The 26,879-nt window shown below is 68.3% G+C and carries 24 protein-coding genes and 1 pseudogene; 10 read left to right on the top strand and 15 right to left on the bottom strand.

All coding sequences use genetic code 11. The annotated features are described in order from the left end of the window. The first annotated feature begins 171 nt into the window (after positions 1 to 171). Both LRS14_RS21625 and LRS14_RS21620 read left to right on the top strand, forming a co-directional pair. Positions 172 to 1,170, top strand: coding sequence for a class I SAM-dependent methyltransferase (locus LRS14_RS21625; protein ID WP_257801053.1), 999 nt, complete (start codon positions 172 to 174; stop codon positions 1,168 to 1,170). 102 nt (positions 1,171 to 1,272) lie between these two features. Continuing rightward, on the top strand, positions 1,273 to 2,499 hold the full coding sequence (locus tag LRS14_RS21620) for a GAF domain-containing sensor histidine kinase (RefSeq protein WP_257801052.1): 1,227 nt from the start codon (positions 1,273 to 1,275) through the stop codon (positions 2,497 to 2,499). Between the two features lie 34 nt (positions 2,500 to 2,533). On the opposite strand, the gene LRS14_RS30395 is transcribed toward LRS14_RS21620, so the two are convergent. Both LRS14_RS30395 and LRS14_RS21610 read right to left on the bottom strand, forming a co-directional pair. Beyond that, the gene (locus LRS14_RS30395) at positions 2,534 to 3,526 is read right to left on the bottom strand and encodes a helix-turn-helix transcriptional regulator (protein WP_257801051.1); all 993 of its coding nucleotides are present in this window, start codon (positions 3,524 to 3,526) and stop codon (positions 2,534 to 2,536) included. After that, positions 3,493 to 3,894, bottom strand: a complete 402-nt coding sequence (locus LRS14_RS21610) for a VOC family protein (protein ID WP_257801050.1) — start codon at positions 3,892 to 3,894, stop codon at positions 3,493 to 3,495. Before LRS14_RS21610 ends, LRS14_RS30395 begins: the two co-directional genes overlap by 34 nt. Before the next feature lie 200 nt (positions 3,895 to 4,094). Here LRS14_RS21610 and LRS14_RS21605 point away from each other — a divergent pair, with 200 nt between their 5' ends. The 3 genes from LRS14_RS21605 (at position 4,095) to LRS14_RS21595 (ending at position 8,876) form a co-directional block, all read left to right on the top strand. Continuing rightward, on the top strand, positions 4,095 to 5,768 hold the full coding sequence (locus LRS14_RS21605) for a PAS domain-containing sensor histidine kinase (protein WP_198157023.1): 1,674 nt from the start codon (positions 4,095 to 4,097) through the stop codon (positions 5,766 to 5,768). 99 nt (positions 5,769 to 5,867) lie between these two features. Next, a complete protein-coding gene (locus LRS14_RS21600) occupies positions 5,868 to 7,478 on the top strand; it encodes a diguanylate cyclase (RefSeq protein WP_257801049.1) in 1,611 nt (536 codons plus the stop codon). Positions 7,479 to 7,505: 27 nt separating this feature from the next. Then, positions 7,506 to 8,876, top strand: coding sequence for an APC family permease (locus LRS14_RS21595; protein ID WP_257801048.1), 1,371 nt, complete (start codon positions 7,506 to 7,508; stop codon positions 8,874 to 8,876). Between the two features lie 30 nt (positions 8,877 to 8,906). Here the strand turns inward: LRS14_RS21595 and LRS14_RS21590 are convergent, their stop codons facing one another. Further along, a complete protein-coding gene (locus LRS14_RS21590) occupies positions 8,907 to 9,191 on the bottom strand; it encodes a DUF2185 domain-containing protein (protein WP_257801047.1) in 285 nt (94 codons plus the stop codon). 40 nt (positions 9,192 to 9,231) lie between these two features. After that, positions 9,232 to 10,179: a PEP-CTERM sorting domain-containing protein gene (locus LRS14_RS21585; protein WP_257801046.1), complete on the bottom strand. Its 948-nt coding sequence runs from the start codon at positions 10,177 to 10,179 to the stop codon at positions 9,232 to 9,234. Between the two features lie 174 nt (positions 10,180 to 10,353). Here LRS14_RS21585 and LRS14_RS21580 point away from each other — a divergent pair, with 174 nt between their 5' ends. Continuing rightward, on the top strand, positions 10,354 to 10,722 hold the full coding sequence (locus LRS14_RS21580; RefSeq protein WP_046115172.1) for a DUF1428 domain-containing protein: 369 nt from the start codon (positions 10,354 to 10,356) through the stop codon (positions 10,720 to 10,722). Here LRS14_RS21580 and LRS14_RS21575 read toward each other — a convergent pair. After that, positions 10,712 to 11,644: a LysR family transcriptional regulator gene (locus LRS14_RS21575; protein ID WP_257801045.1), complete on the bottom strand. Its 933-nt coding sequence runs from the start codon at positions 11,642 to 11,644 to the stop codon at positions 10,712 to 10,714. The two genes, LRS14_RS21580 and LRS14_RS21575, sit on opposite strands and share 11 nt — an antisense overlap. A 150-nt stretch (positions 11,645 to 11,794) precedes the next feature. On the opposite strand from LRS14_RS21575, the gene LRS14_RS21570 reads away from it, so the two are divergent. The 4 genes from LRS14_RS21570 to LRS14_RS21555 all read left to right on the top strand — a co-directional run bounded on the left by LRS14_RS21570 (position 11,795) and on the right by LRS14_RS21555 (position 15,070). Beyond that, a complete protein-coding gene (locus LRS14_RS21570) occupies positions 11,795 to 12,562 on the top strand; it encodes an SDR family oxidoreductase (RefSeq protein ID WP_257801044.1) in 768 nt (255 codons plus the stop codon). Between the two features lie 50 nt (positions 12,563 to 12,612). Continuing rightward, positions 12,613 to 13,185 carry a DUF4256 domain-containing protein gene (locus LRS14_RS21565; RefSeq protein ID WP_257801043.1) on the top strand — a complete coding sequence of 191 codons (573 nt, stop codon included), beginning with the start codon at positions 12,613 to 12,615 and terminating at the stop codon, positions 13,183 to 13,185. 99 nt (positions 13,186 to 13,284) lie between these two features. Next, positions 13,285 to 13,938, top strand: a complete 654-nt coding sequence (locus tag LRS14_RS21560) for a hypothetical protein (RefSeq protein WP_257801042.1) — start codon at positions 13,285 to 13,287, stop codon at positions 13,936 to 13,938. Positions 13,939 to 14,296: 358 nt separating this feature from the next. Beyond that, positions 14,297 to 15,070, top strand: coding sequence for a PEP-CTERM sorting domain-containing protein (locus LRS14_RS21555; protein WP_257801041.1), 774 nt, complete (start codon positions 14,297 to 14,299; stop codon positions 15,068 to 15,070). A 334-nt stretch (positions 15,071 to 15,404) separates the two neighbouring features. Here the strand turns inward: LRS14_RS21555 and LRS14_RS21550 are convergent, their stop codons facing one another. The 10 genes and pseudogenes from LRS14_RS21550 to LRS14_RS21505 form a co-directional block, all read right to left on the bottom strand. Then, positions 15,405 to 16,289 (bottom strand): hypothetical protein, encoded by an 885-nt coding sequence (locus LRS14_RS21550; protein ID WP_257801040.1) that lies wholly within the window; start codon positions 16,287 to 16,289, stop codon positions 15,405 to 15,407. Beyond that, on the bottom strand, positions 16,286 to 17,032 hold the full coding sequence (locus LRS14_RS21545) for a lysozyme (RefSeq protein WP_257801039.1): 747 nt from the start codon (positions 17,030 to 17,032) through the stop codon (positions 16,286 to 16,288). Before LRS14_RS21545 ends, LRS14_RS21550 begins: the two co-directional genes overlap by 4 nt. 53 nt (positions 17,033 to 17,085) lie before the next feature. After that, on the bottom strand, positions 17,086 to 17,871 hold the full coding sequence (locus LRS14_RS21540) for a hypothetical protein (protein ID WP_257801038.1): 786 nt from the start codon (positions 17,869 to 17,871) through the stop codon (positions 17,086 to 17,088). A gap of 506 nt (positions 17,872 to 18,377) precedes the next feature. Continuing rightward, positions 18,378 to 19,526, bottom strand: coding sequence for a galactonate dehydratase (dgoD, locus tag LRS14_RS21535; protein ID WP_257801037.1), 1,149 nt, complete (start codon positions 19,524 to 19,526; stop codon positions 18,378 to 18,380). Further along, entirely contained in the window at positions 19,523 to 20,470 is a 948-nt protein-coding gene (locus tag LRS14_RS21530; RefSeq protein ID WP_257801036.1) for a dihydrodipicolinate synthase family protein, read from the bottom strand. Before LRS14_RS21530 ends, dgoD begins: the two co-directional genes overlap by 4 nt. A gap of 11 nt (positions 20,471 to 20,481) precedes the next feature. Then, positions 20,482 to 22,221, bottom strand: a complete 1,740-nt coding sequence (locus LRS14_RS21525) for an IlvD/Edd family dehydratase (RefSeq protein ID WP_257801035.1) — start codon at positions 22,219 to 22,221, stop codon at positions 20,482 to 20,484. Then, a pseudogene (gene yjfF, locus LRS14_RS21520) lies at positions 22,137 to 23,269 on the bottom strand (galactofuranose ABC transporter, permease protein YjfF). The gene LRS14_RS21525 and the pseudogene yjfF overlap by 85 nt, the downstream one beginning before the upstream one ends. Then, on the bottom strand, positions 23,266 to 24,294 hold the full coding sequence (locus tag LRS14_RS21515; RefSeq protein WP_257801034.1) for an ABC transporter permease: 1,029 nt from the start codon (positions 24,292 to 24,294) through the stop codon (positions 23,266 to 23,268). The pseudogene yjfF and the gene LRS14_RS21515 overlap by 4 nt, the downstream one beginning before the upstream one ends. 13 nt (positions 24,295 to 24,307) lie before the next feature. After that, positions 24,308 to 25,834: a sugar ABC transporter ATP-binding protein gene (locus LRS14_RS21510; protein ID WP_257801033.1), complete on the bottom strand. Its 1,527-nt coding sequence runs from the start codon at positions 25,832 to 25,834 to the stop codon at positions 24,308 to 24,310. Between the two features lie 26 nt (positions 25,835 to 25,860). Next, complete coding sequence (locus LRS14_RS21505) at positions 25,861 to 26,829, bottom strand: ABC transporter substrate-binding protein (protein WP_046115164.1); 969 nt, start codon at positions 26,827 to 26,829, stop codon at positions 25,861 to 25,863. Between the last annotated feature and the right edge of the window lie 50 nt (positions 26,830 to 26,879).

Here is a 26,879-nt window from a genome sequence, read left to right as displayed (position 1 = left end):
GCGGATCCCCCTAATCCATCGGCGGTTTTTCCAGGGTGGGGCGATTGCAATAGGTTGTATCCCCATGGGATGCCAGGCGTGGGCTGCACAAGCTCGAAGGCCTTCCACTCCGCCATCGCCGTCATGGATGCTCAACGCCAATCGATCGGGGCCAACCTGCAGGGGCATGTGTTGGAAATCGGACCCGGCGCCCGGCCGTATCCCACCGCGCCCGGCGCCTGCGTCACCTATGCCGACCGTTCGGTCGCCGGCGGGCGTGAGCTGAACTGGCCGGAGCTGAAGGGCGCGCCCGCCGGCCCGCAGGCGGACTACGACATCGACCTGGACCACGACGGCCTGGGTGCGCTGGCCGATGCTTCGCAGGATGCGGTGGTGGCCAGCCATGTGATCGAGCACCTGGCCAACCCGGTGGCGGCCCTGGTGGAATTCCAGCGCGTGCTGCGCCGCGGCGGCCAGCTGGTGCTGGTGGTGCCCGACCGCCATCACACCTTCGACTGGGTGCGCCGGCCCACCTCGTTCACGCACCTGTGGGAGGAGTACCAGGCCGGCGTGGTGGAAGTCAGCCGGGCGCACATCCTGGAGTTCTGCCGCGCCATCTCCATGCAGCCGCCACTGCATCCACCGCAGGTGCGCGCCTGGCACGACCCCCGTTGCATGGACGACCGCCTGCTGGCCCTGCATCGCCGGCGCAGCATCCATGTGCATTGCTGGGCGCCGGAGGAGTTCGCTTCGCTGCTGGCCAACCTGCTGTGGAAGGGCACGCTGTCGTTCAGCCTGGCGCATGCCTACTTCGTCGAAGACCTGGAAGGCGGCCATGGCGACGAGTTCGGCTTCGTGCTGGTCAAGGACGCCGCCGCTTCGTCGCCGTCATCCGTCGCCGAGCGGTTCGCGCGCGACTGGAGCGTGATCACGCTGGAGAAGTCCCGCGCCTCGCCACAGCGCCTGCTGCGCTTGCAGGCCGCGCTTCGCCGCGACGCCACCGATGCCGGCCCGGTGCTTGGTGCGGTGGTGATGCAGGCCCTGGCCGAGCGCCGGTTGCGGCCGCGCCGCCCGGGTCCGCAGAAGCGGGACCTGCGCCGCCTGGTGCTGCGCGGCCGGCAGGCGGTACGGGAGCTGCTGCTGCCGGCGGCACGGCCCCAGCTGCCGCAGGCCTCGTTCGATCCGAGCTGAGCCCGACGCGCCGCGCCGCGGGCGGGCCGGCGCTGCGCCTGCCCGTCGACACCCCCGCTGCATAATGACCCGTTGACAGCTGCAACGGTGAGGCGTTGTTCTTTGACTGGTCTGCCTGACAGCGAAACCGTCGCGATCGCCCGCGACCTGGAAGCGGTGCGGCGCGTGAGCGCGGTGCCCACGATCCTGCGCATCCTGTGCGACACCACCGGCATGGGCTTCGCCGCCGTGGCGCGGGTGTCCGACCAGACCTGGACCGCCTGCGCGGTGGAAGACCACATCGGCTTCGGCCTGCAGGCCGGCGCCCAGCTGGAACTGGCGACCACGCTGTGCGTGGAGTCGCGCGCCGCGCGGGCGCCGATCGTGATCGAGAACGTGGCCGAGAGCGATCTCTATCGCGACCATCACACGCCCCGCATCTACGGCCTGCAGAGCTACGTGTCGGTGCCCATCGTGCTGGGCAATGGCGACTATTTCGGCAACCTGTGCTGCATCGACCCCCGGCCGGCGCAGCTCGACCGGCCCGGCCTGCTGGCCACCTTCACTGCCTATGCGGATCTGATCGGCCGGCAACTGGACCTGGAAGGCGAGCGCCTGCGTGCCGACCAGGCCCTGGTGCACGAGCGCAGCCAGTCGGCCCTGCTGGAGCAGTACGTGGCGGTGCTGGGCCATGACCTGCGCAACCCGCTGGGCGCCATCATGGCCTGCGCCGAGCTGCTGGCCCGGCGCAAGCCCGGCATCGACCCGTCCGACCTCGTCCGCCGCATCCTTGCCAGCGGCGAGCGCATGGGCAAGCTGATCGGCGACGTCCTGGACTTCACCCGCATCCGCTTCGGTGGCGGGCTGCCGGTGCAGCCCCGCTTCGAGCACGACCTGGGCGCCGCCCTGCACAACGTCATCGCCGAGATGGCGGTGCAGCATCCCGAGCGGACGGTGGACGAGGCACTGCAGATCCGCGGCATCGTGTGGTGCGACACCGCGCGGCTGCAGCAGTTGCTGTCCAACCTGCTGGGCAATGCGCTGGTGCATGGCGCGGCCGACCAGCCGGTGCGGGTGGAGGCCCGCCTGACCGGCGGTGAACTGGTGCTGCGGGTGGCCAATGGCGGCGATCCCATCCCGCCCGACCAGCTGGTGCAGATCTTCGAGCCCTACTACCGGCCGCCTTCCAGCCGCCAGGGTGGCGGGCTGGGCCTGGGCCTGCACATCTGCGCCCAGATCGCGGCGGCGCATGGCGGGCGGCTGGAGGCGGCGTCCGATGCCGTGCAGGGCACCGTCTTCACCGCCCGGCTGCCGGTGACGCAGCCGCTGGTGCCGCCGGCCGTCGGCTGAAGCGCCGGGCGCGCAGGCGCCTCATGCCTCATCCTCAGGCCGGGCCGTGCCGCCATGGGTCCGGGTCTCGGCCGGGTCGGGCTCGGGCCCCAAGGCGCCTGCATGGCGGGGCAGGTTCAGGGCCTCTGGCATGGCCGCGCACGGCGGTCGGCGCAAAGCCGAAGCGGTGTCGGAAGCGCACCGCGAAACGCGAGGGCGAGTCGTAGCCCACCGCCAGCGCGATCTCCGACACCGGCCGCGTGGTGGCCTGCAGCATCACCAGGGCGGAGGCCATGCGCACGTCGGCCACCAGCGCGCTCAGCGTGCTGCCTTCGGCGGCCAGGCGGCGGCGCAGCGTGGCCTGGGACATCGCGAAGGCCTGCGCGATGGCCTCGGCGCTGCAGTCGCCGTCCAGCCGGGTGGACAGCAGGGCGCGCAGGCGGCTGCTCAGCCGCGCGTCGTCCGGCGGCATGCGCACCACCAGGCCCGCATGCAGCAGCCAGTGCAGCACCTCCAGCAGCTGCTGGCGCACCACCGCATCCGGCCGCGAGGGGTCCGGCGCCAGACCCTGCCGCGCCCGCTCGAAGGCTTCGGGCAGCCCCGCCCCCGGGCGTGCACAGGCCCGCGCCGGCGGCATCGCCGCAACGGCCGGCCGCAGGCGCTGGGCCTCGGCCAGGTAGTGCGGGTCGTCCAGCACCGCCGCGCCGAACAGCAGCCAGCGGGCCTCGTAGCGCTGGCCATCGGTCACGCGGTTGTGGAAGTCCACCGTCTGCCCGCCGGCCAGCAGCAGCGCCTGGCCCGGACCCGCCCGCACCGCCGCGCCGCGCGCGGGCTGCACGGTCTTGAGGCCCCGGTCCACCAGGATCAGCGCCGGTCGCTCCACCCGCACCCGCACGATCTCCAGCCCTTCGCCCTGCACCACATGGGCTGCCACGCGCAGGCCCGGCCGCAGGTGCAGGCTGCGGGCCAGCTCGCCGCCCGCGGGCGAGACGACGAGGCGCCGCGTGCCGCTGCTCAGGGCTGCACCTTGGGCCGGTGCACCGCGCACAGCTTGTTGCCGTCGGGGTCGCGCACATAGGCCAGGTAATAGGCGCCCAGCGCATCGCTGCGCAGGCCCGGCGGCTCCTCGATGGAGATGCCGCCCTGCGCCAGCGCTGCGTCTTGGAAGGCATGCACCTGCTGCGGCGAATGGCAGCGGAAGGCGATGGTGCCGCCATTGGCCACGGTGGCCGGCTCGCCGTTGATCGGCTCGGCGATGCCGAAGCTGCCGCCGTCATGTCGGTAGAACATGCGCATGTGGCCCGACTTGGCGCGGTGCGGCGTGGCGGCCGGCGCGCCCAGCACGCCCAGCACCTGGTCGTAGAACCGGCGCGAACGCTCGATGTCGTTGCTGCCCACCATGATGTGATTGAACATCGCTCCTCCTTGTGATGACCGCACCAGTGTAGGAAGCGGTGGCCGCCAGGGCGGCGCGCGGTCGCTCGACTTCCGTGCCGATCCGCTCACGCGGTCGGCGCGCCTGCGCCGGCTTCGTGTCAATTGTTCGGCGCTGTAACGCGTGCAAGTGCGTGGCGCAGCGATTGCCCTGGCGGGGCATCGTTGGCATGCGTGCGCAGATGTCCCGTCCCCCCACCGAACCTACCGATCCCGCCGACACCAGCGCCCGTGCGGTGTTCCACCGCACCGCCTGGGACCAGACCCCCTTGGGCCCGCCCGCGCAATGGCCCGCCAGCCTGCGGCATGCCGCGGCCATGGTCATCGACAGCCGGCTGCCCATGTACATCGCCTGGGGGCCGGACTGGACCCAGATCTACAACGACGGCTATGCCGCCATCCTCGGCTGGAAGCATCCGGCGGCCATGGGGCTCAGCGCCTGCGTCACGTGGCAGGAAATCTGGTCCACCGTGGCGCCGATGTGGGCGCGCGTGATGTCGGGCGAGGCCCTGGGCTTCGACGGCCTGAAGCTCACCGTCGACCGCTATGGCTTCCCGGAGGATTGCGTCTTCAACTTCTCGTACAGCCCCTTGCGCGACGACGACGGGCAGGTCCGCGGCGTGTTCGTCAGCTGCGTGGAGACGACCGACCGCGAGCGCGTGGAGCAGCGCCTGAAGTGGAAGGCGCAGCGGCTGAAGGAACTGGGCGATGAGGCCGAGGCGCGGGAACAGCAGATGCAGGCGGTGCTGGACTCCGTGTCCGCGGCCGTCATCACCGTGGACCCGGAGTTCCGCATCACCCTGTTCAACAAGGCGGCCGAGCGGGTCTTCCGGGTGTCGGCGGCACAGATGCTGGGCCGCAGCATCGACGACCTGCTGCCCGAGCGCTACCGCCGGGGCCATGGCGCGAAGATGGCCGCCTTCAGCAACGGCGGCGGCGGACCGCAGGTGCTGGGCGTGGACCGCGAGCTGGTCGGCCGCCGCTGGGACGGCGAGGAGTTTCCGCTGGAGGCGGCCATCTCCCGCGTGGGCATGGGCAGCACGGCCCTGCTCACCGTCGTGCTGCGCGACGTGACCGAGGCGCACGAGCTGCGGCGCGAGCGGCTCGCCCGCGCGGCTGCGGAGGAGGCCAGCCAGGCGAAGTCAGAGTTCCTGTCGCACCTCAGCCATGAACTGCGCACGCCGTTGAATGCGGTCATCGGCTTCGCACAGCTGCTCGGCCTGCCGGGCACGGCCGACCAGCCCGCGACGGTGGCCAAGTACGCGCGGCTGATCCACGACGCCGGCCAGCACCAGCTGTCGATGATCGAGCAGCTGCTGGACCTGAGCCAGATCGAGGAACACCGGCTGGAAGTCAAGCTGGCGCCGGTGCGCTTGAGCGAGGCGGTGGAGAGCAGCGTGGCCATGGTGCGCGAGCGGGCGCATGCGCACAGCGTCAGCATCCGCCAGCTGGTCAGCGCGGGCGATGCGGACTTCATCGTGCTGGCCGACCTGCTGCGGCTGCGGCAGATCCTGCTGAACCTGCTGTCCAACGCCGTCAAGTACAACCGGCCCGGCGGCGAGGTGGTGCTGCGGGCCTGGCAGCATGCGGCGGGCACGGTGGTGCTGTCGGTGCAGGACACCGGCTGGGGCATCGCCAGCGACCTGATGCCCCGGCTGTTCATGCCGTTCGAGCGGCTGCATCCCAAGCGTGCCGGCATTGAAGGCGCGGGCATCGGCCTGGCCTTGTCGCGCAAGCTGGCGCGGCTGATGCGCGGCGACCTGGGCGCCAGCAGCACCGAAGGCGTGGGCAGCAGCTTCGAGCTGTCGCTGCCGGCGGCGGGCGCCGGTGCGGTGCGGCCGATCCCGGCCGGTTGATCGGCCCCGGTCGGCCGGCCGCTTCGGTGCAGAATGCCGCCACCGCGACGCCCGTGCCCCGCAGCCGGCGCCGCAGGATCCAGCCGTACCGTGACATCCATGACCCGCCCCGCGCCCGTCGGCCCCGTACCCGGCATCGAGGCGGCGCTGGGCCTCTTCCGCACCGATCGACTCCAGGCCGCCCGGGCGCAGGCCGAGGCCCTGTCGGACAGCGACAGTCCCATGCTGCGGGCGGACGCCGCCACCTTGCTGGCGCGCATCACCCGGCGCCAGGGCGAGCTTGACGTGGCCCTGGCCGCCTGTGTGCGTGCCATCCAGGCGGCGGAGGCCGCGCAAGACCCGGCGCGCGAATGCCGGGCCCGTGTGCAGAAGGCCCATGTGCTCGCCGCCCTCGGGCGCATCGAGGCCGCGGCCGAGGAGAGCGACCTTGCGCGGCGACTGTCCGCCGACAGCGGCGATGCCGCGGTGGAGGCCGCCGGCCTGGAAGCCCTGGGGGCGGTGCAGTGGGCGATGGGCCGATGGACCGATGCCCTGGCAAGCTTCGAGCGCATGCAGTTGCTGGCCACCTCGGCCGGCGACCTGGAGCTGCAGGCGGTGGCGCAGGGCGCCCTGGCCAGCGTGCAAGGCGAGCTCGCCCAACGGCCGACCTGCGACGACCCCGGCCTGCACCGCCGTCGCGCCCTTCGGCATGCAGCCGAGTACCTGCGCCTGGCCAGCGAGCTGGGCGACCTGCATGCCATCCGCTCGGCCCGACACAACCAGGCCGTGGCCCAGCTGGCATCGGGCGACCGCGCGGCCGCACGCCGCACCTTCGAAGCGGTGCATGGAGAATCCGGCACCGGTGAAGCCCGTGCGGTGGCCCTGCTCAACCTGGCCGAGATGGACCTGGAAGACGGTGCGGCAGCGGCCGCGTTGCAGCGGCTGCAGGACGCCCATGCCTTGCTGTCGGTGCTGGGCGATGCGGCTTATCTGCAGAAGTGCTGCGAGCTGCTGTGCAACGCGCAGGAGGCGCTCGGCGAGCCGGCCGCGGCCCTGCGCTGGCACCGACAGTTCCATGCGCACTACGTGCAGCTGGCCTCCGACCGGGCGCAGATGCATGCGCGCGCGCTGGAAGTGAAGTTCGAGACGGGCCGCGCCCAGGCGGAAGCCGAGTTCGAGCGCCTGCGCGCGGAGCGTTATGAGCGCGCCGCGCTGGTGGACGGGCTCACCGGCATCCCCAACCGGCGTGCGTTCGACCGGGCGCTGGCCACCGCCCAGCGGCACCTGGCCGATGGCCGGCCGTTCTCCCTGGTGCTGCTGGACCTGGACCATTTCAAGTCGATCAACGACCAGCACTCCCACCAGGTGGGCGACGACGTGCTGCGGCGGGTGGGCCGCGTGCTGGTGTCCAGCTGCCGCCACATGGACTTGGCCGCCCGCTATGGCGGCGAGGAGTTCGCGCTCGTGCTGCCCGATGTCGATGCGTCGCTGGCCGAAAGCATCTGCGAGCGCGTGCGCGCGGCCGTGGAGCGCGAGCCGTGGCATGAGGTGTCGCCGGGCCTGCAGGTCAGCGTGAGCATCGGCTGCCTTGGCGTTGCCGCGGCCGATCATGCGCTGTCGGTCGAGGCGCTGCTGGCGGCGGCCGACCAGCGGCTGTACCTGGCCAAGCGCGCTGGGCGCAACCGGGTGGTGGGCGCGCGGCCGGAGGCTGGCGGGGCGCCCGGCCGTTGACGGCATACCGGTTGCCCGGTGGCCGGCATGAAGCCTTCCGTTGCGCCGCCTCCGCCCTCCTCCTCCTCATCCTCATCCTCCGCACCGGATCTGGCCCGTTCCGGCTCGCTGGCGCGTGTGGTGGGCGGGCCCTTGCTGTTCCTGTTCATCCTGGGGGACGTGCTGGGCGCGGGTGTGTATGTGCTGGTGGGCAAGATCGCGGGCCAGGTGGGCGGCGCCACCTGGGCGCCCCTGGCGGTGGCGCTGCTGTTCGCCTTGCTCACGGCGGCTTCCTATGCCGAACTGGTGACCAAGTACCCGCAGGCGGGCGGCTCGGCCGTGTTCGCGCAACGGGCCTTTGGCTCGCGCCTGGTTGCCTTCCTGGTGGGCTTTGCGATGCTGGCGGCGGGGGTCACCAGCGCGGCGGGCCTGGCGCTGGCCTTTGCCGGCGATTACCTGCGGCCCTTGCTGGACGTGCCCGCCTTGCCGGTGGCGCTGCTGTTCCTGCTGGCCGTCGCGCTGCTGAATGCACGCGGCGTGCGTGAGAGCCTGGGGGCCAACGTGCTGATGACGCTGGTCGAGGTGAGCGGCCTGCTGCTGGTGATCGGCCTGGGCTTCGCTTTCCTGTGGGGCGGCGAGGGCACGACCGACCGGCTGCTGCGCTTCGATGGCGGCAGCTCGCCGGGTGCGGCAGTCCTGGGCGCCGCGCTGATCGCGTTCTACTCGTTCGTCGGCTTCGAGACCTCGGCCAACATGGCCGAGGAGGTGCGCGACGTGTCGCGCGTGTACCCGCGGGCCCTGTTCGGCGCGCTGCTGGTGGCCGGCCTGGTGTACGTGGGCGTGGCCGTGGCCGCCTCGCTGGTGCTGGACGCGCCGGCATTGGCCGCCTCCAGCGCACCGCTGCTGGACGTGGTGCGTGCCACCGGCTTCAACATGCCGCCCTGGCTGTTCGGCGTCATCGCCCTCATTGCGGTGGCCAACGGCGCCTTGCTCACCATGATCATGTCCAGCCGCCTGGCCTATGGCATGGCCGAGGAAGGCCTGCTGCCCGCGGTGCTCAGGCGCGTGCTGCCGCAACGCCGCACCCCCTGGGTGGCCATCGTGGCGACCACCGTCGCGGCCATGCTGCTGGCCGCCACCGGCACGCTGGTGGTGCTGGCCGAGACCGTGGTGCTGCTGCTGCTGTTCGTCTTCCTCAGCACCAACGTGGCCGTGCTGGTGCTGCGGCGCGACGTGGTGCCCCATGCGCACTTCCGTACGCCGGTGGTGCTGCCGGTGCTGGCCATCGTGTCCTGCCTGGTGCTGATGACGCAGCAGGCGCCCGAGAACTGGCTGCGGGCCGGGCTGCTGCTGGCCGTGGGCATGGTGCTGTACTTCGTCTCCGGTGCCCGGCATCCCGTGGTGGCGCCGGCGCATTGACGGACGTACCGGCCCCCGGCAGGGCTTGCGCTATTCCGGCACCGCCTCAAAGCTGCCGCCGGCCTTGGTTCTGGCGAAGGCCGAGCCGACCGGATGCGCCAGCAGGGGCGCGACCTCGGGATGTTCGCGCACGAAGTCGGCCAGCACGCAGGTGACGTAGTGGCTCGGCTGGTCCATGTACTGCTCGCTCTCGCTGCCGCTGAGAAAGCGCCAGCCGCTGTCGGCGGGCGATACCGGCTTATCCCGGTATGCATAGCCGACGGACTTCTGGCGGGTGGTGATCACCTCGGTGGCCACGCAGGTGGGAGAGGACATGGGCAGGATGGGGGAGGGCGCTGGCGCCGGAGCGAGTAGCTTATCGCCGCGGGGCCGAGGCCCGGCGCCGACCCACCGCCAGCACGCACAAGCCCCCGCCCAGCAGGGCCCAGGTGCCCGGCTCGGGCACCGCGCTGATCGCGTAGTCGTGGCCGCTTTCGGCCACCAGTTCCAGCCCGGGCGTGATCGCATCCAGGTACAGCCGGGCCGTGTTGGAGGCGTCGATGTGCGTCTCCTGGTTGGTGCCGTAGGTGGTGAGGAAGCCGCCGCGGTCGAGGTACCAGCCGGCGCGGGCGTCGGCGCCCACGCTCAGCTCGGCGCCCAGCGTCAGCGTGTCGCCCACCAGGCCGCTGACCGTCATCGGCAGGCTGAACTCGAAGCTGGGCACCGACTTGTACAGGCCGTTCGGAAAGCGGTACATCGTGTCGATGCCGCTGCCCAGGAAGTAGTGGAAGTAGAAGTTGCCCGAGTCCCAGCCGCTGGCGTCGGGGCCGTTGTGGCCGGGGCGGTTGGTCACCACGTGCATGTTCACCGTGAAGTTGAACTGCACCGGCGTGCCCACCGCCAGCGTGCTGCTGGTCAGGTTCACGGTGTCGACGAAGCGGCTGCTGAAGCTGCCGTCCGCAATCGGTGCGCCGTGGGTGACGGTGGGAATGTTGTCGGCGAACGGTGCGATGAACGTCGAGCCGTCGATGCGGGCCTTGAGCACGCCGGGCGCCGCATAGGCGGAGCCGCTCAGGTCGGCGCCGGCGATCGGGCCCCCGCCGATGGGCCCGACGCGCAGCCGCTTCAGGCCGCTGGCCGATTCTCCGGCGCCCTGGGCCTGCCGCGTCACCGCCATGTCGACGCGGTTCTGGCCGTTGTCGGGCGAGACGAAGCCGCCGCCGTTCGCCTCCACCAGCGTATAGGCGCTGGCGGTGCCGGCGATGGAACACAGCAGCAAAGCGGCCGCCCCCGAGGGGCTGCACCGGACCAGCGTGCACAGCATGATGAGATCCTTGCGTGAGTCATTGCAACAGGACCGCAGCGTGCCAGCCGAACGCGGCCGCGGCTATCGGGCGGCCGCCCCGGCGCTGTTGATTTCATAAGTTTTCATGGGGCGGGCGTGTCGATCGGGCGGGGTCTCGTTCGTCGTTCCACTCCACCACCCGAGGAGCCGACCATGGCCTACATCGACGGATTCGTGATCGCCGTACCCACTGCCAGCAAGCAGGCCTTCATCGACCATGCGCGCCACTTCGATGCGATGTTCATCGAGCTGGGTGCGCTGCGCGTGATCGAGGGCTGGGGCGACGACGTGCCCGACGGCAAGCTCACCGACTTCCGCCGCGCGGTGCAGGCCACGCCCGAGGAGACGGTGGCGTTCTCCTGGGTCGAATGGCCCGACAAGGCCACGCGCGACGCCGGCATGAAGAAGATGATGGAAGACCCGCGCATGGACCCGTCCACGCCGGGCAACCCGCCGATGCCCTTCGACGGCAAGCGCATGATCTTCGGCGGCTTCGAGGCGGTGGTCGAGGTCAAGGCCTGAGCGGCGCGGGGCCTGTTTCCCCGCTTTTTTCCCAATACGGCGGGTTGCCAAACGACTTGCGCAGGCAATCCACCAGCGCCCGCAGCTTGGCCGAAGCGCGGCGGCCCTCGGGGTGCGCGACATAGATCGACTCCGGGGCGGCGGCTTCGCCGATCTGCACCTCGACCAGGCTGCCGGCCGCCAGCGCCGGGCCGGCGATGAAGGTGGGCAGCAGCGCCAGGCCCAGGCCGGCCAGTGTCGCGTCGAGCATCATGTCGCCGTTGTTCACGCGCAGGGCCGCGGGCGGCCGCTGGAAGGCGTCGCTGCGCACGTCCTCGAAGCGCCAGTCGGCGGCGCCGCGGTTCAGGTAGTAGACGGCGCGGTGCCGGCCCAGGTCGTCCAGCGACTTCGGCCGGCCCTGGCGCCGCAGGTACGCGGGCGAGGCCACCAGGCAGCGCCGGCTGCTGGCCAGCGTCCAGGCCACCAGCCGCGAATCGGCGATGGCGCCGTGCCGGATTACCGCATCAAAGCCCTCGGCCGAGGCATCCACCTGCCGGTCGTCCAGCTCCAGCGTGAGCGAGATGCCCGGGTGCTTCCTGAGGAAGGGGTACAGCGCCGGACCCAGGTGCAGGCGGCCGAAGGCGACGCCGGCCGACAGCCGCATCGGGCCGGTGAGCCGGCCGCGACGCTCGCCCAACTCGGCGGCGGCCTCGTCCACCTCGCGCAGGATGCGCAGCGCACGTTCCAGGAAGGCGGCGCCGTCCTCCGTCAGGCTCAGCTTGCGGGTGGTGCGGTGGAACAGCGGCGCGCCCAGGGTGCTTTCCAGGTCGGCCAGCCGTTCGCTGATCACCGACTTCGACAGCTGCAGCCGCCGCGCCGCCGCGCTCATCGAGCCTTCCTGCGCGGTGGCGACGAAGCTTGCGATGCCTTCCAGCTTGAGCATGCCTTTCTCCCGCCGCCGGCAGGGCGGCCCGGGCCGGATTGTCCGGTGAAACCGAACAGCAGAATCGCTGCGGAGCGGCTTATCGAAAGCACCTCGCCGCACCAGACTTCGCCCATCGATTCATCACTAACCCCCACAAGGAGATTGATCATGGGCAAGCGACTCGAAGGCAAGGTGGCGCTCATCACCGGCGCCAGTTCCGGCATCGGCCATGCATCGGCACTGCTGTTCGCCAGCGAAGGCGCCCGGCTGGTGGTCGGCGCGCGCCGCGCCGCGGAGCTGGAGCAACTGGTGCACGACATCCGCGCCGCGGGCGGCGAAGCCGTGGCCCTGGCCGGCGACGTGCGGTCGGAGGCCTATGCCCGCGAACTGGTGGCGCTGGCCGTCAGCCGCTACGGCCGGCTGGACGTGGCCTTCAACAACGCCGGCACGCTGGGCGAGGGCGGTGCCAGCACCGGCGTCTCGGAAGCGGGCTGGACCGACACGTTGGCCATCAACCTCACCGGCGCCTTCCTCGGCGCCAAGCACCAGATCGCGCAGATGCTGAAGAACGGCGGCGGCTCGGTCATCTTCACTTCCACCTTCGTCGGCTACACCGCGGCCTTTGCGGGCGTGGCGGCCTATGCGGCCAGCAAGTCGGGCCTGATCGGGCTGACGCAGGCGCTGGCCACCGAGTACGGCGCGCAGGGCGTGCGCGTGAACGCCATCCTGCCCGGCGCGGTGGACACGGCAATGTACCGCGAGATGAACGACACGCCCGAGGCGCAGACCTTCCTGGCCGGCCTGCATGCACTCAAGCGCGTGGGCACGCCGCAGGAGCTGGCCCGCTCGGTGCTGTACCTGGCCTCGGACGACGCCAGCTTCGTCACCGGTACCGCTTCGCTGGTGGACGGCGGGGTGTCGATCAGCCGGGGGTGAGGGGCCGCGCGGGCATGGCGGCATCGCAGCTTCCATTCAGGAGGTTCACGATGGAAACCATGCCGTTGCACCGCGGCCGGCTCATCGAGCACATCCACCTGGTGGTGCGCGACCTGGCCGAACAGCACCCGCGGCGCCATCCCCACCTCAGCTGGGCGCACGTGCAAGCCCGGCTAAAGGGCCAGCCGGCAGCGCTGCGCACTTTGACCGCGATGGAAGCCACCGGCGGCGAGCCCGACGTGGTGGCGTTGCCGGGGCAGGGCGGTAACGCAGACGCCATCACCTTCTGCGACTGCGCCCTCGAAAGCCCGACCGGCCGCCGCAGCCTGTGCTACGACGACGCGGGCCTGCAGTCGCGCAAGGAAAACCGGCCGGGCGGCAGTGCGGTGGAGACGGCGGCCGAGATGGGGCTGAGGCTGCTGACCGAGGCCGAGTACCTGGCCTTGCAGGTGCTGGGTCCGTTTGACCAGAAGACGTCGAGCTGGCTGCAGACGCCCGAGACGCTGCGCCGGGAGGGCGGGTCGTTGTTCGGGGATTACCGATATGGGCTCACGTTCGCCTATCACAACGGGGCGCAGTCGTATTACGCGGCGCGGGGATTCAGAGGATTGCTGGAGGTGTGAGGGGGTTACCCCGGAGGCGAGGCGGCTAATAGCGACATTGCCTTTCGCGGCGGGCGACTGTTACCGTGTGTTAGCAAACCACGAGAGCAGCACACCGGTATGAGCACCCCGACCCTGGTCGACGCGCTGAAGCGCTTCAATCGAAAAGAGCGTTATTGGCTGATCCGCAATGCGTTAGGACCGACCAGTGAGCGGTTGGACGAGGGCTTTCGCGCCAGGCTGGCCGAAGCGATCGGCAAGGACATTCCCGCCACAGCTTGGTGGGCCATGGATTACCACTTGGACTGGCTCGTCGGTGCGCTGACGCTGGTGGCTCAAGGTGACCGCGGATTTGAGGCGCAGAGCAACGATGCGGGCTTGGTGAACGGCAACCAGGAAGACATGGACTTGGTCGTCGCCTTCGACGACACCTTGTTGATGATCGAAGCCAAAGGTGAATCCGCTTGGTCGAACGCGCAATTTCAAAGCAAGGTCGCGCGGCTGGAAAAGCTGCGTGCGGCGGGATTGCTTCCCGCGTCAATCAAGATTTTCTTCGTCCTGACTTCGCCGCACGAGCCGAAGTTTCTGGTGCCGGAAGAAGGCGCCGCGTGGCAGGCTTGGTTGTGCAATCCGGCTGGGCGGCCGATGCATGTGCCTCTGCACATGCCCGACGATTTTGTCAAGGTCACGAGATGGGATGCAGAGCGGCAGGCTGCCTCGAGGACGGGGACGTGCTGGAAGATTGTGGCGGCTCGGAGTTCTGAGATAGTCTAAGACCTCGAGTGCCCGCTATGCGGCGCATGCGGTCGGTCGCGCGAGCTGTTAGCAGCGACGACTCTCGGCCATCAAGAGTCGCTCGCGACCGGCCGCCATCTGGTCGACCGAGCATGCACCTCACTCGCCTCTACGGCGTACCGCGCCGATTGCAAGGCTGCGTCCGCTGGTGGTGCCGCAGGGACTCGTGGCGCGGAGTTTGCCGCCGAACTGAATCTCCATTTGAAAAGTTGGAGGCAATGTCACCCCTCAGGTCGGGGGTGGTTCGGCGACTGTTGAACCCGTGTCACCCGATCAAGGGCTGCTCATGACTTAGAGTCAAGGGGAGGCCGGCAAAAGTCCGGTATTGGGAGAGAACATGTTCTTGACGCGTAGCTGTCGGCTGATTGCAGCCGCCTTGGTGACTGCTGTTTCGGGCCTTGGATCTGCTAATGCAGCGCTCGTGTCAGTGCAAATGCAGGGAACGTGGAACGTCCAATATGAGTACCTCGGGTCGGGCGCAAACGTGGTTCCAGTGACGGTGCCAATTTCTTTTGCGGCCACCATCGTCTTCGACATTGACCAAGTTAGCGCTTGGTATGTCGACCCGGGCAGGTCGTACATCACGGAGTTCGGCGCACCGGCGATGTCATCTGGAGTGGCCAACTACGGGCCCAACAATCCTTTTGGGTCTTCGAATCCAAGCAGCTTCACGCTGCTCTCGAGGCACGACTACTCCATTGCACCGGCTGCTCCCGCGCCTTTTCAGAGCTATCAGTTTGTCAACCGAAACTACGTTCAAGTCGCCGATCAGACGCGAACGCAGAACTGGAGCTACGGACTGGAGTTCCACTCTGGAAATCAAGGCATAGCGCTCGATGACCTTAAGCTTGCGTCAGCCTCGGACTTCATGTCGATGCTTGAAAGTGCGCGCGACAGTTCCACACGTTTCTATACCAGCTTCTGGAAGTACACCTTCGAGACGCCGCCCGTCTACGGCCCCCCTGTCACGTACACGAGCGGCATTGGCTTGAACGGATCGGCGCGAATAGTCAGCGTGTCGGTGGTGCCCGAGCCATCGTCCGTAGTCTTGCTCGTTAGCGGGCTTGCGCTAGTGACTTCCCGCCTTAGGGCACGCAGTGCATCTCGATGACACAGCGGAGGCCTTAATTGCGCAGAAACTTCAACAGCCTCCTGAACTAACAGGCTGTTCAACTACCAATCGACGCCGCCTTACTTCAACGGCCTGCTAAGTTGAAGGGCAGCTGACTTTCGCATTGGGCAGGTCCCGGCCAGAAGCGGCCCTCGCTGAACGGCCGGTAGGGGGTTCCATCAGACTGCGGCACTAGCCCAACCATTCGGAGGAGCGACGGGTGCAGCATCGTAGCCACGAGCACGCAAGGGCCCGTCCCCATAAGAACTCCGCGCCGGATTCACAGGCTTCGGTACCGGCAGTTCGAAGGTCTCATCAAGCAGCATGGCCTGCTCTATGGGCACTTCTTGGATTCCAACTCCTTGAATACGGGCTTGCCACGAACGGTTATCGTGCAGTGATATTGGTAGTTGGGGCAATTGAACGGAGCGCAGGTATTGCGAGAGCTCTCAGACGACGATCGCGTGATGACTTCTTGCGCGTCTGGATACTCCCCGCGCAACTGCGCTTGCAATTCAGCACAGTAGCCAGGCTGTGACCCACCTCCGCCGCGCCAGTTCGAGCTGCGGCTCACAACAACATCGTAGCCCCAGCTCTCAACCCCATGATCCGGCAAGCGGCACTTCTTAACCACCGCACCGCCACAAGCATCAAAGCCTTCTTTAGCGCTCTGAATACTGGTAAGTCGGTCTGGGTAGACGGCATCCTTCTCAAGGCGAAGCCTTGCCAGCAAATTTTCTAGCCTAGAGAAGTCGCCGGAGAGTCGAGCAACAGCACATCCTGCAAAACGATCAGCGTCACGTTCCAGTTGGCTGCGAGGCAAACCCTTTCTCGTCGTAAAGTCTCCGTTTAGGAAGTGCCCCAGCTCATGCCCGAAGAGCGCCACGGCTTGAACTTCGTCCTTCCCAAGGACTTCACGGACCCAGTCGGGGTTGTAAACGATGTACTCGCCCTCGGGTGAGTCGTCGTCCGGCTTCCCAACCCAAGCGTGGGCCTTCTCTGCAAAGGTGCATGGCACGACCGTTACTGGTCTCATAAGACCCAACGACCGAGCTACGCGGGACACAAGCCGTTCTGCGTCGGAGGCGGCAATACCAAGAGTAGGCTCGGATTTGCGCTTTGCCAAGTACGTGCTGACACAGGCGGCAGACTGTGCCGCCGCTTGGTCGGAGACGCACAGAGTACCCAGAAGAGTGGCCACAGTCATGACGAGTTTCATTTGAGGTCCGAGGCCTGGACTTCCTCGCCAGTAGCAATATCGATGAGCGTTCCACTTGTAGGAGCTATGCCAAGTTGGTCACAAGTGCTTCGAACGAACTCACCCGCGGTATTGGGTTTCAGCAAGTTCCGGAAAAGTGCCGCCTCGCAGGACCGCCGCGCGATGAGGCCGGGTAATACCTTCTTTCTCGAGAGGATCCACTTTCCGAACTCCTTTGCAGCAGCGTCAAAGTAGCCGTTGTTCACCAGTAGCAGCAGCGTAGATTTCGCGAACTGATCCTTGCCCACATTGAACACAAAGGAAGTCAGCGCTCCGAACTGGTGATCACTGAGGTCCCTCTTGACTAAGCGCTGCACTGCTGATCTGGCAGTCCGAGTGTCCTCCTCCAGAAACTCTGCGCCTTCTTTCGATGTCAGTGGGCGCGGGTACGCTGATAGATCGATCTCAGCGCATTTGCTCTTCTTGATGAGGCGCCCGAAGCCGATCGTGCAGTACCCTGAAGGATCATCGTACGGGGAGGGCTCCCAGCCCTCGAAGGCCATGATGAGTTCCGGTGCGAGAGGTACCAGCGGCCGCACACCGCTGGGCAGAGTTGCGCCCAGACCGCCTGCCAAGTCTTCAATTAGGCTGCCGGCGGGGACCCGCTGCGAGCGCGGGAGGTCGATCTGAGACTGGGCTGCAGTCAGCGAAGTGCCGCAAGCCAGCAGGACGCCAACCAGACACTCAAGGAACAACGTGCGCATTGGACTCCCTTATGAAAAACCGGGGTGAGGTGCTTTACGCCACATCTGTTCGCCTATGGCTTTGTGCAGCCGTGGTCGCTAAAGAGAGACGCGACCGGCTTAAAGGCCATTGTCGAGAAAGTCGGCAGCTTGAAACCCTGAACAACGCGGCTGCTTTGCTCTCCTGCAAGGCGCACGCCAAACAGCTCCAGAAACCGGACCCAGAAACCAACCTGAGCCGCCTTGGCGAGTTCTTGATCAAACTCGAACTTCTGCAGAATGAGTTCAGCGTGGGGGGCGAGAGCCCCGGTCGCGCCATTGCCGCCAAGGTCAACGACTTGTCTGATTCCCTGAGCCTGAAACTCGCTTGCGACCGCGCGCTTTACATCAAATGCTCCGATCGAACGACTCCCCACCAGAACTTGCGCATTTGTCCTTCGCAGCGCTTCAAAGGCGGCGTCGAGCTCGGCCGTCTTGCTTGGAAGCTTCGCGTACAACGTCGCCCGGGCGCCCTTTAATATGACACTGTCGATACGTACGGAAACCCACTCTTTGCGCACCGGAGGGCTTGGCAGCGGCTGCGACAGGGTGAGTGCCTGGAAAACGCGGACCGGTACACCTTCTTCGGCCATGCGCACCAAGTCACCTGCACACGCGGGAGTAGTGACGTAATAGACCTTCCCAATCGAGGCGGCACCTTCATCCGGGGCGCTTAGAAGGTTGTATCCCCACCGGATCGCGAGCGAGGCGAGGACGGCATCGATGACAGGGTCGACTATTTGCTCCGGAGACTCGGCCGCGGGCGCAGCGCTGCACACGAGCGAAGCTACAAGTAGCAGACTCGCTCGACGCGTATTCATGCTGACATCCTCCCGCGCTTCTCGTGTCGGACGAGCGCCGCCTATGTGGCGCGACATCACTCAATTCGCCAGGAAGCATATCCGTCGCAGCCCCGCATGTAAACGAGCCAACGCGTAGACGTCTGGGAGCGCATGTCTTCGCGCTGGCGTTCGACAACTTCTACAGTGGGTGTTCGGGGGTCACGTGCTTGCAGACTCTCACGCTGCCTGGGGCCTTGAATCTCCGTCTAGCTCTGTGTCGCTTGCACAGAAGGGTGCCGGGTGTCCTCCGAGAGAACCTTGGCAAACCGATGGGCTGCTTTACGGCAAGTAGATCGCGCCTGCGGTTGTCTCTTCAGGGTCGTTGGCGGTCGTTCGATGCCCACGTCGCGCCACGGACGCAACCTCATATTCACTGGCGGGCGGGGAGCATGCGAACGGTCTAATCCAACGCGCTTCACCGTGGCAGGTCGTTGCGTTCCGACACTCTTTCGTTTGACGGGCTGTCAACTAGCCGCGCTTCCCCCTCACCACTCCGCCACACTCCCATCCCCATGCCGCCAAACCGGGTTGTGCCAATCCGGCGCCTCCCGGCTCGCATGCACCACCCGCTCCTCGTCGATCTCCACACCCAATCCGGGTAAAGGCAGAGCGCGCATGTACCCGCCCTCGATCCGGAAGTCGTCCTTGTTGATCACGTAGTCCAGCAGCTCCGCATCCCGGTTGTAGTGAATGCCCATGCTCTGCTCCTGCAGCACCGCATTCCAGGCCGTGAAGTCCACCTGCAGGCAAGCCGCCAGCGCGATCGGCCCCAGCGGGCAATGCGGCGCAAAAGCCACGTCGTAGGCCTCGGCCATCGCGGCGATCTTGTGGCATTCGGTGATGCCGCCGGCGTGCGACAGGTCGGGCTGCAGGATGGCGATGCCGCCTTCCTGCAGCACACGCTTGAACTCGAACCTCGAGTACATGCGCTCACCCGCCGCCAGCGGGATGCTGGTGGCTGCGGCCAGACGGGGATAGTGCTCGGCCTGCTCGGCCAGCACCGGCTCTTCGACGAACAGCGGCTTGAAGGGCTCCAGTTCCTTCAGCAACCGCTTGGCCATGGGCGCGGCCACGCGGCCGTGGAAGTCGAGGCCGAAGCTCACCTGGTTGCCCAGCGCTTCATGCACCGCGGCGATCTTGGCGACCGCGGCGTCCACCGCGCGCGGTGAGTCCAGCATCGCCATCTCTTCGGTGCCGTTGAGCTTGAAGGTGTCGAAGCCGCCTTCCATCAGGCGCTGCATGTGCTCCACGATGTCGGCCGGCCGGTCGCCGCCCACCCAGCTGTAGACCTTCATGCGGTCGCGCACCTTGCCGCCCAGCAGCTGGTACACCGGCACGCCCAGCGCCTTGCCCTTGATGTCCCACAGCGCCTGGTCGATGCCGGCGATGGCGCTCATCAGGATGGCGCCGCCGCGGTAGAAGTGGCTGCGGTACATGGTCTGCCACAGGTCGTTGATGTCGGCCGGGTCGCGGCCCACCAGCGTCTCGGCGAACTCGTGCACCGCGGCTTCCACGGTGCGGGCGCGGCCTTCGATCACCGGCTCGCCCCAGCCGCTGATGCCCTCGTCGGTCTCGATCTTCAGGAACATCCAGCGCGGCGCCACGCGGAAGGTCTGCAGCCGCGTGATCTTCATGCCGCACGCGCTCCGGCCCAGCGCAGCACCAGCGGGTCGAGCCGGCGCGCGGTGTCGAGCAGGCCTTCGCGCACCTCGGGCGACAGCGGCTGCCAGGGATGGCGCGGCGCATCGCAGTCGATGATGCCGCCGGCCTTCATCAGTGCCTTGGCCGCGAGGAAGCCGGCCTGCCGGTTCTCTGCGTTGATCAGCGGCAGCCAACGCTGGTACAGCGCAAAGGCCTCGTCGCGCCGGCCTTCGCGGTGCGCGGTGATGATGGGCTTCAAGCCATCGGCAAAGGCGCCGCCGGTCATTGCGCCGGTGGCGCCGGCGTCCAGGTCGGCCAGCAGGGTGATGCCTTCCTCGCCGTCCCACGGGCCTTCGATGGCTTCGCCGCCCAGGCGGATCAGCTCGCGCAGCTTGGTGGCCGCGCCCGCGGTCTCGATCTTGAAGTACGCCAGGTGCTCGATCTCCTGCGCCATGCGGGCCAGCAATGCGGCGGGCATCGGCGTGCCGCTGGCGGGGGCGTCCTGCACCATGATCGGAATGCCGATGGCGTCCGACAGCCGGGCATAGAACTCGTAGATCGCCGCCTCGCCCACGCGGAAGGTGGCGCCGTGATAAGGCGGCATCACCATCACCATTGCGGCGCCCATGTCCTGCGCGCGGCGGCTGCGGGCCGCGCACACCGCGGTGCTGGTATGGGTGGTGGTGACGATCACCGGCACGCGGCCGGCCACGTGTTCCAGCACCGTGCGGGTGAGCAGCTCGCGCTCGTCGTCGGCCAGCAGGAACTGCTCCGAGAAGTTGGCCAGGATGCAGATGCCATCCACGCCGCTGTCGATCATGAAGTCGATGCAGCGGCGCTGGCTGGGCAGGTCCAGCGTGCCGGTTTCGGTGAAGGTGGTGGGCGCCACCGGGAAGATGCCGCGAAAGCGCGGGTGGCTCAGTCCGGGTCGGGTCATGGCCGGTGTGCTCAATGCGAGTGGCGGGGCACCGCATTGCCGCGGCAGCCCACGAGAAAGTCGAAGTCGCAGCCTTCGTCGGCCTGCAGCACATGGTCGATGTACAGCCGCTCGTAGCCGCTGCGGCGGCCGGCATGCGGGCTTTCGCCGCTCAAGGCGGCCATGCGGTCGGCCATCTCGGCGTCGCTGATGTCCAGGTGCAGCCGGCCCTCGAAGCAGTCCAGCTCGATCCAGTCGCCGTCGCGCACGATGGCCAGCGGGCCGCCGGCCGCGGCCTCGGGCGCCACATGCAGCACCACGGTGCCGTAGGCGGTGCCGCTCATGCGGGCGTCGCTGATGCGCACCATGTCGGTCACGCCCTGGCGCAGCAGCTTGGGCGGCAGGCCCATGTTGCCCACCTCGGCCATGCCGGGGTAGCCGCGCGGGCCGCAGTTCTTCATCACCATCACCGAGCTGGCGTCCACGTCCAGGCTCTCGTCGACGATGCGCTCCTTGTAGTGCTCCAGGTTCTCGAACACCACGGCGCGGCCGCGGTGGCGCAGCAGCGCGGGCGTGGCGGCCGAGGGCTTGAGCACCGCGCCGTTGGGCGACAGGTTGCCGCGCAGCACGCGGATGCTGCCGTCGCGCATCAGCGGCCGCTCGATCGGGCGGATGACTTCGTCATTCACGCTGGGCGCGTCCTTCACGTTCTGCCACAGGCTGCGGCCGTTGACCGTCAACGCATCGGGGTGCGGCAGCAGGCCGTGCTCGCCCAGGCGGCGCAGCACCGCGGGCAGGCCGCCGGCGTAATAGAACTCCTCCATCAGGAAGCGGCCCGAAGGCATCAGGTCGACCAGCGTGGGCGTGTCGCGGCCGATGCGCGTCCAGTCCTCCAGCGCCAGCGGCACGCCGATGCGCCCCGCGATGGCCTTCAGGTGAATCACCGCATTGGTGGAGCCGCCGATGGCCGCGTTCACGCGGATCGCGTTCTCGAAGGCCTCACGCGTGAGGATCTTGGACAGGGTGAGGCCTTCGCGCGCCATCTCCACCGCACGCATGCCCGACATCTGCGCCAGCACGTAGCGGCGCGAATCCACCGCCGGGATGGCGGCGTTGTGCGGCAGGCTGGTGCCCAGCGCCTCGGCCATGCAGGCCATGGTGCTGGCGGTGCCCATGGTGTTGCAGGTGCCGGCCGAGCGCGACATGCCGCCTTCGGCCGACAGGAACTGGTGCAGGTCGATGGTGCCGGCCTTCAGCGATTCATGCAGCTGCCACACCGCGGTGCCCGAGCCGATGTCCTTGCCGTCGAGCTTGCCGTTGAGCATCGGCCCGCCGGTCACGACGATGGCCGGCACGTCGCAGCTGGCCGCGCCCATCAGCAGCGCGGGCGTGGTCTTGTCGCAGCCGGTGAGCAGCACCACCGCGTCGATCGGGTTGCCGCGGATGGCTTCCTCCACGTCCATGCTGGCCAGGTTGCGCGTCAGCATCGCGGTGGGCCGCAGGTTGGATTCGCCGTTGGAGAACACCGGGAACTCCACCGGGAAGCCGCCGGCCTCGGAGATGCCGCGCTTGACGTGCTCGGCGATCTTGCGGAAGTGGGCATTGCAGGGCGTCAGCTCGCTCCAGGTGTTGCAGATGCCGACGATCGGGCGGCCGTCGAACTCATGGTCGGGGATGCCCTGGTTCTTCATCCAGCTGCGGTACATGAAGCCGTTCTTGTCGGCGGTGCCGAACCATTCGGCGGATCGCAGCTTGCGCGGTTGGTCCGGCATGGCGGAAAGGTCCTGTGGTGGGAAGAGGAGTGCGCTCTGCGCCGCGGCGGGCGTGAGGTGATGAAGCGCTGCAGCAGGCAGAAGACGAACAGCAGCGCGCCGATGACGATGCGGGTCCACCAGGAGCTGAGCGTGCCGTCGAAGGAGATCAGCGTCTGGATGGTGCCCAGCGTGAGCACGCCGAACAGCGTGCCCACCACGTAGCCCACGCCGCCGGTGAGCAGCGTGCCGCCGATCACCACCGCGGCGATGGCGTCCAGCTCCAGGCCCACCGCATGCAGGCCGTAGCCCGACAGCATGTAGAAGGTGGAACCACGCCGGCCAGCGCCGAGCACAGGCCCGACAGCGTGTACACCGCCACCACCGTGCTGCGCACCGGCAGGCCCATCAGCACCGCCGAATGCTCGTTGCCGCCGATGGCGTACACCGTGCGGCCGAAGGGCGTGCAGTGCGCGAGGAACACCGCCGCCAGCACCACCACGATGGCGATGAGCGCGCCCACCGACAGCGAGGCCTCCTCGCCCAGCGGCAGCCTGTACTGCGACAGCGCGGCATAGCTGCCTTCGGTGATGCTGATGGAATCGATGCTGATGAGGTAGCACAGCCCGCGCGCCATGAACATGCCGGCCAGCGTGACCACGAAGGGCTGCAGCCGGAAGCGCTCGATCAGCAGCCCCTGGAAGGCGCCGAAGGCCGTGCCCATCAGCAGCACCAGCGGGATGACCACGGCCGGGTGCCACTGCCGGTGTTCCACCAGCGCGGCCGACACCATGGTGGTGAGCGCGATCACCGAGCCCACCGACAGGTCGATGCCGCCCGACAGGATGACGAAGGTCATGCCCACCGCCACGATCACCAGGAAGGCGTTGTCGATCAGCAGGTTGAGGAAGACCTGCGCCGAGAAGAAGGCGTCGTAGCGCAGCGCGCCCAACGTGGCCATCGCGAAGAACAGCGACACCGTGGCCGCCAGGGGCAGGTACTTGGGATTGAGGCGCAGCAGGGGCCGGGCCGGCGCGGGGGCCGCGGTGCGCGGGATGGCGGCCGTCATGCCCGCAGCTCCCGCACCGCCGGCCGGCGTACCGCGCTGCGCACGGTGGCGCGGAACTCGGGCGACTGCAGCAGCATCACCACGAACACCACCGCGGCCTTCACCACCAGGTTGATCTCGGGCGGCACGCCCAGCGAGTAGATGGCGTAGGTCAGCGTCTGGATGATGAGCGCGCCGATCACGCTGCCGGCCAGGCTGAAGCGCCCGCCCGCCAGCGCGGTGCCGCCCAGCGTCACCGCCAGGATGGCGTCCAGCTCCAGCAGCTGTCCGGCATTGTTGCCATCGGCACTCTTCACGTTGGAGCTGATGAGCAGCCCGGCGATGCCGGCGCACAGGCCGCAGAAGGCATACACGCCCAGCACCAGCCGCCGCGAGCGGATGCCGGCCACGCGCGCGGCCGTGGGGTTGATGCCCACCGCCTGGATGAACAGGCCCAGTGCGGTGCGGGTGACCGCCAGGTGCAGCAGCAGGTACAGGCCGCCGGCAATGAACAGCGAGAACGGCAGCCCCAGAAGCCAGCCGCCGCCGATGAAGAAGTAGGGCGCGTAGTAGATGGTGATGATCTGGCCGTCAGCGATCAGCTGAGCGATGCCGCGGCCGGCCACCATCAGGATCAGCGTGGCCACGATGGGCTGCATGCCGATGCGCGCCACCAGCAGCCCGTTCCACAGGCCGCACACCAGCGCCACGCCCAGCGCGGCCAGGATGGCGGCCCACATCGGATAGCGGCTGGCGCCGCCCGAGACGGCCCCGCCGATCATCCAGGCCGCCACCGCGGCGGCAATGGCCACCACCGCGCCCACCGAGATGTCGATGCCGCGGGTGGCGATCACCAGCGTCATGCCCAGCGACACCAGCACCAGCGGCGCGGCGCGGTTGAGGATGTCGACCAGGCTGCCGTACAGGTGGCCGTCGCGCCACTCCACGTGCAGGAAGCTGGGGTTGAAGGCGGCATTCACCGCCAGCAGCAGCACCAGCGTGAGCAGCGGCCACAGCAGCCGGTGGCGGGAGGAGGGCATGTCCATCGTGGCCATGGCGTCAGGCCGCCTGCGCGGCGATCATCTCCAGCACCTGGCCTTCGCTGCTGCCGCCGGGCAGCTCGCCCACCTTGCGGCGGTCGCGCAGCACCACGATGCGATGGGCCACCCGCACCACCTCGCTGATCTCCGACGAGATGAAGACCACGGCCATGCCGGCCTGCGCCAGCCTGAGGATGTGCTCCATGATCTCCTGCTTGGCGGCCACGTCGATGCCGCGGGTGGGTTCGTCCAGGATCAGCAGCCGCGGCTCGGTGGCCAGCCAGCGGGCGATCATCGCCTTCTGCTGGTTGCCGCCCGACAGCAGGCCGATGGGTATCTCGATGCTGGCCGTCTTGATGCCCAGCGTCTGCACGAAGCGCTCGGCCATCGCCGCCTGGTCGGCGGCCGACAGCGTGCGCCGCATGCCGCGCCGCGCCTGCAGCGCCAGCACGATGTTCTCGCGCACCGACAGCTCGGCCACGATGCCGTCGGTCTTGCGCTCTTCCGGGCACAGCGCGAGGCCGTGGCGGATGGCGTCCGACGGGTCGGCGAAGCTCACGGCCTGGCCGTCGATGCGCAGCATGCCGCGGTCGGGCGTGGCCAGGCCGAACAGCAGCCGCGCGGTCTCGGTGCGGCCGGCGCCCAGCAGCCCGGCCAGGCCCAGCACCTCGCCGGCACGCACCTGCAGGTCGATGGGCAGCAGCTGGCCGGCCTGGCCCAGGCCCTCGGCCTGCAGCAGCGGCGCCTGCCGCGCATCGAAGGCGGGCAGGGCGGCCGGTTGGCTGGCCTGCTCGGCCAGCTCGCGGCCCAGCATGGCGGCGATCAGCGCGGCCGGCCCCAGCTCGGCGGCCGGCCATTCGCCCACGCAGCGGCCGTTGCGCAGCACGGTGATGCGGTCGGACACGGCATACACCTGGTTCAGGAAGTGGGTGACGAAGACGATGGCCAGGCCCTCGGCCCGCAGCCGGCGCAGCACCTCGAACAGCTTCTGCACCTCGTCGTCGTCCAGGCTGCTGGTGGGCTCGTCCAGGATCAGCACCTTGGCCTGCACGCCCAGCGCACGGGCGATGGCCACCATCTGCTGCACCGCCACCGGGTAGCTGGACAGCAGCCGCGTCACGTCGATCTGCAGCCCGATGCGGCCCAGCAGCTGCGCGGCGCGGCGGTGCACCTCGGCCCAGTCGATGCGCCAGCCCTGCGCGGCACCGCGGCGCGGATAGCGGCCGGCAAAGACGTTCTCGGCCACCGACAGGTTGGGGCAGAGGTTCACCTCCTGGTACACGGTGCTGATGCCCAGCCGCTGTGCCTGCAGCGGTGTGGCGGGGCGGATCTCGCGGCCCTCCAGCTGCATGCGGCCGCCATCGTTGGCCAGCACGCCGGTGAGCACCTTGATCAGCGTGCTCTTGCCGGCGCCGTTCTGCCCCATCAGCGCGTGGATCTCGCCGGGGTACAGGCGCAGCGAGATGTCGTCCAGCACCGTGACGCCGGCGAACTGCTTGCGGATGCCATGCAGCTCGAGCAGTGGCTGCGCTGGGTTGCTGGCCATGCCGGCTCCGCCCGTCAGCCGCGGCATCAGTACTTGCGCTTCGGAAATTCCTTGGCCGCCACCTCCATCGGGAAGATGCCTTCCTCGGTGACGATGCGCTTGGGCACCTGCTTGCCGGCCTTGATGTCCTTGATCACCGACATCAGCTGCGGCCCCAGCAGCGGGCTGCATTCCACCGACACGTTGAGCTTGCCGGCGATCATGGCCTCGAATGCGCCCTTCACGCCGTCGATGGAGATGATGATGATGTCCTTGGCCGGCTTCAGGCCCGCTTCCTCGATGGCCTGGATGGCGCCGATGGCCATGTCGTCGTTGTGCGCGTACAGCACGTTGATCTTCTTGCCCTCGGCCTTCAGGAAGGCTTCCATCACCTCCTTGCCCTTGGCGCGGGTGAAGTCGCCGGTCTGCGAGCGCACGATCTTGAACCTGGGATCGGCCGCGATGATTTCCTCGAAGCCCTTCTTGCGGTCGATGGCCGGGGCCGAGCCCACGGTGCCCTGCAGCTCCACGATGTTGACCGGGCCGGCCTGGCCCTTCATCTTGTCCACCAGCCAGCGGCCGGCCTTGCGGCCTTCCTCGGTGAAGTCGGAACCGATGAAGGTGACGTACAGCGAATCGTCCTTGGCATTGACCGCGCGGTCGGTCAGCACCACCGGGATCTTGGCGTTCTTGGCTTCGCGCAGTACCGTCTCCCAGCCCGACTCCACCACCGGCGAGAAGGCGATCACGTCCACCTTCTGCGCGATGAAGGAGCGGATGGCCTTGATCTGGTTCTCCTGCTTCTGCTGCGCGTCGGAGAACTTCAGGTTGATGCCCGCGTCCTTCGCGGCCTGCTTGATCGACTCGGTGTTGGCGGTGCGCCATTCGCTTTCGGCGCCCACCTGGCTGAAGCCCAGCACCAGCGGCTTGTCGGCGCTGAAGGCGCGGCCGGGCAGCAGCGCGGCCAGCGTGGCGGCGGCGGCAAGCGTGTTGAAGGATCTGCGGTTGGATGCCATGGGTCGTCTCCGTCGTTGTGCAGCCAGTGTGAGACGAAAAACAATATGCT

Source organism: Aquincola sp. J276, from assembly GCF_024700035.1.
GTDB classification, from domain to species: Bacteria; Pseudomonadota; Gammaproteobacteria; order Burkholderiales; family Burkholderiaceae_C; genus Aquincola; species Aquincola tertiaricarbonis.
The sequence above is the reverse complement of the archived record's forward strand: the minus strand, read 5'-3'. Positions and strand labels throughout refer to the sequence as shown.

Coding starts and splice junctions, on each gene's coding strand:
- LRS14_RS21610 (WP_257801050.1), bottom strand. CDS start 3,894: ATGTTCAATCACATCATGGTGGGCAGCAACGACATCGAGCGTTCGCGC.
- LRS14_RS21605 (WP_198157023.1), top strand. CDS start 4,095: ATGTCCCGTCCCCCCACCGAACCTACCGATCCCGCCGACACCAGCGCC.
- LRS14_RS21600 (WP_257801049.1), top strand. CDS start 5,868: ATGACCCGCCCCGCGCCCGTCGGCCCCGTACCCGGCATCGAGGCGGCG.
- LRS14_RS21595 (WP_257801048.1), top strand. CDS start 7,506: ATGAAGCCTTCCGTTGCGCCGCCTCCGCCCTCCTCCTCCTCATCCTCA.
- LRS14_RS21590 (WP_257801047.1), bottom strand. CDS start 9,191: ATGTCCTCTCCCACCTGCGTGGCCACCGAGGTGATCACCACCCGCCAG.
- LRS14_RS21585 (WP_257801046.1), bottom strand. CDS start 10,179: ATGCTGTGCACGCTGGTCCGGTGCAGCCCCTCGGGGGCGGCCGCTTTG.
- LRS14_RS21580 (WP_046115172.1), top strand. CDS start 10,354: ATGGCCTACATCGACGGATTCGTGATCGCCGTACCCACTGCCAGCAAG.
- LRS14_RS21575 (WP_257801045.1), bottom strand. CDS start 11,644: ATGCTCAAGCTGGAAGGCATCGCAAGCTTCGTCGCCACCGCGCAGGAA.
- LRS14_RS21570 (WP_257801044.1), top strand. CDS start 11,795: ATGGGCAAGCGACTCGAAGGCAAGGTGGCGCTCATCACCGGCGCCAGT.
- LRS14_RS21565 (WP_257801043.1), top strand. CDS start 12,613: ATGGAAACCATGCCGTTGCACCGCGGCCGGCTCATCGAGCACATCCAC.
- LRS14_RS21560 (WP_257801042.1), top strand. CDS start 13,285: ATGAGCACCCCGACCCTGGTCGACGCGCTGAAGCGCTTCAATCGAAAA.
- LRS14_RS21555 (WP_257801041.1), top strand. CDS start 14,297: ATGTTCTTGACGCGTAGCTGTCGGCTGATTGCAGCCGCCTTGGTGACT.
- LRS14_RS21550 (WP_257801040.1), bottom strand. CDS start 16,289: ATGAAACTCGTCATGACTGTGGCCACTCTTCTGGGTACTCTGTGCGTC.
- LRS14_RS21545 (WP_257801039.1), bottom strand. CDS start 17,032: ATGCGCACGTTGTTCCTTGAGTGTCTGGTTGGCGTCCTGCTGGCTTGC.
- LRS14_RS21540 (WP_257801038.1), bottom strand. CDS start 17,871: ATGAATACGCGTCGAGCGAGTCTGCTACTTGTAGCTTCGCTCGTGTGC.
- dgoD (WP_257801037.1), bottom strand. CDS start 19,526: ATGAAGATCACGCGGCTGCAGACCTTCCGCGTGGCGCCGCGCTGGATG.
- LRS14_RS21530 (WP_257801036.1), bottom strand. CDS start 20,470: ATGACCCGACCCGGACTGAGCCACCCGCGCTTTCGCGGCATCTTCCCG.
- LRS14_RS21525 (WP_257801035.1), bottom strand. CDS start 22,221: ATGCCGGACCAACCGCGCAAGCTGCGATCCGCCGAATGGTTCGGCACC.
- LRS14_RS21515 (WP_257801034.1), bottom strand. CDS start 24,294: ATGGACATGCCCTCCTCCCGCCACCGGCTGCTGTGGCCGCTGCTCACG.
- LRS14_RS21510 (WP_257801033.1), bottom strand. CDS start 25,834: ATGGCCAGCAACCCAGCGCAGCCACTGCTCGAGCTGCATGGCATCCGC.
- LRS14_RS21505 (WP_046115164.1), bottom strand. CDS start 26,829: ATGGCATCCAACCGCAGATCCTTCAACACGCTTGCCGCCGCCGCCACG.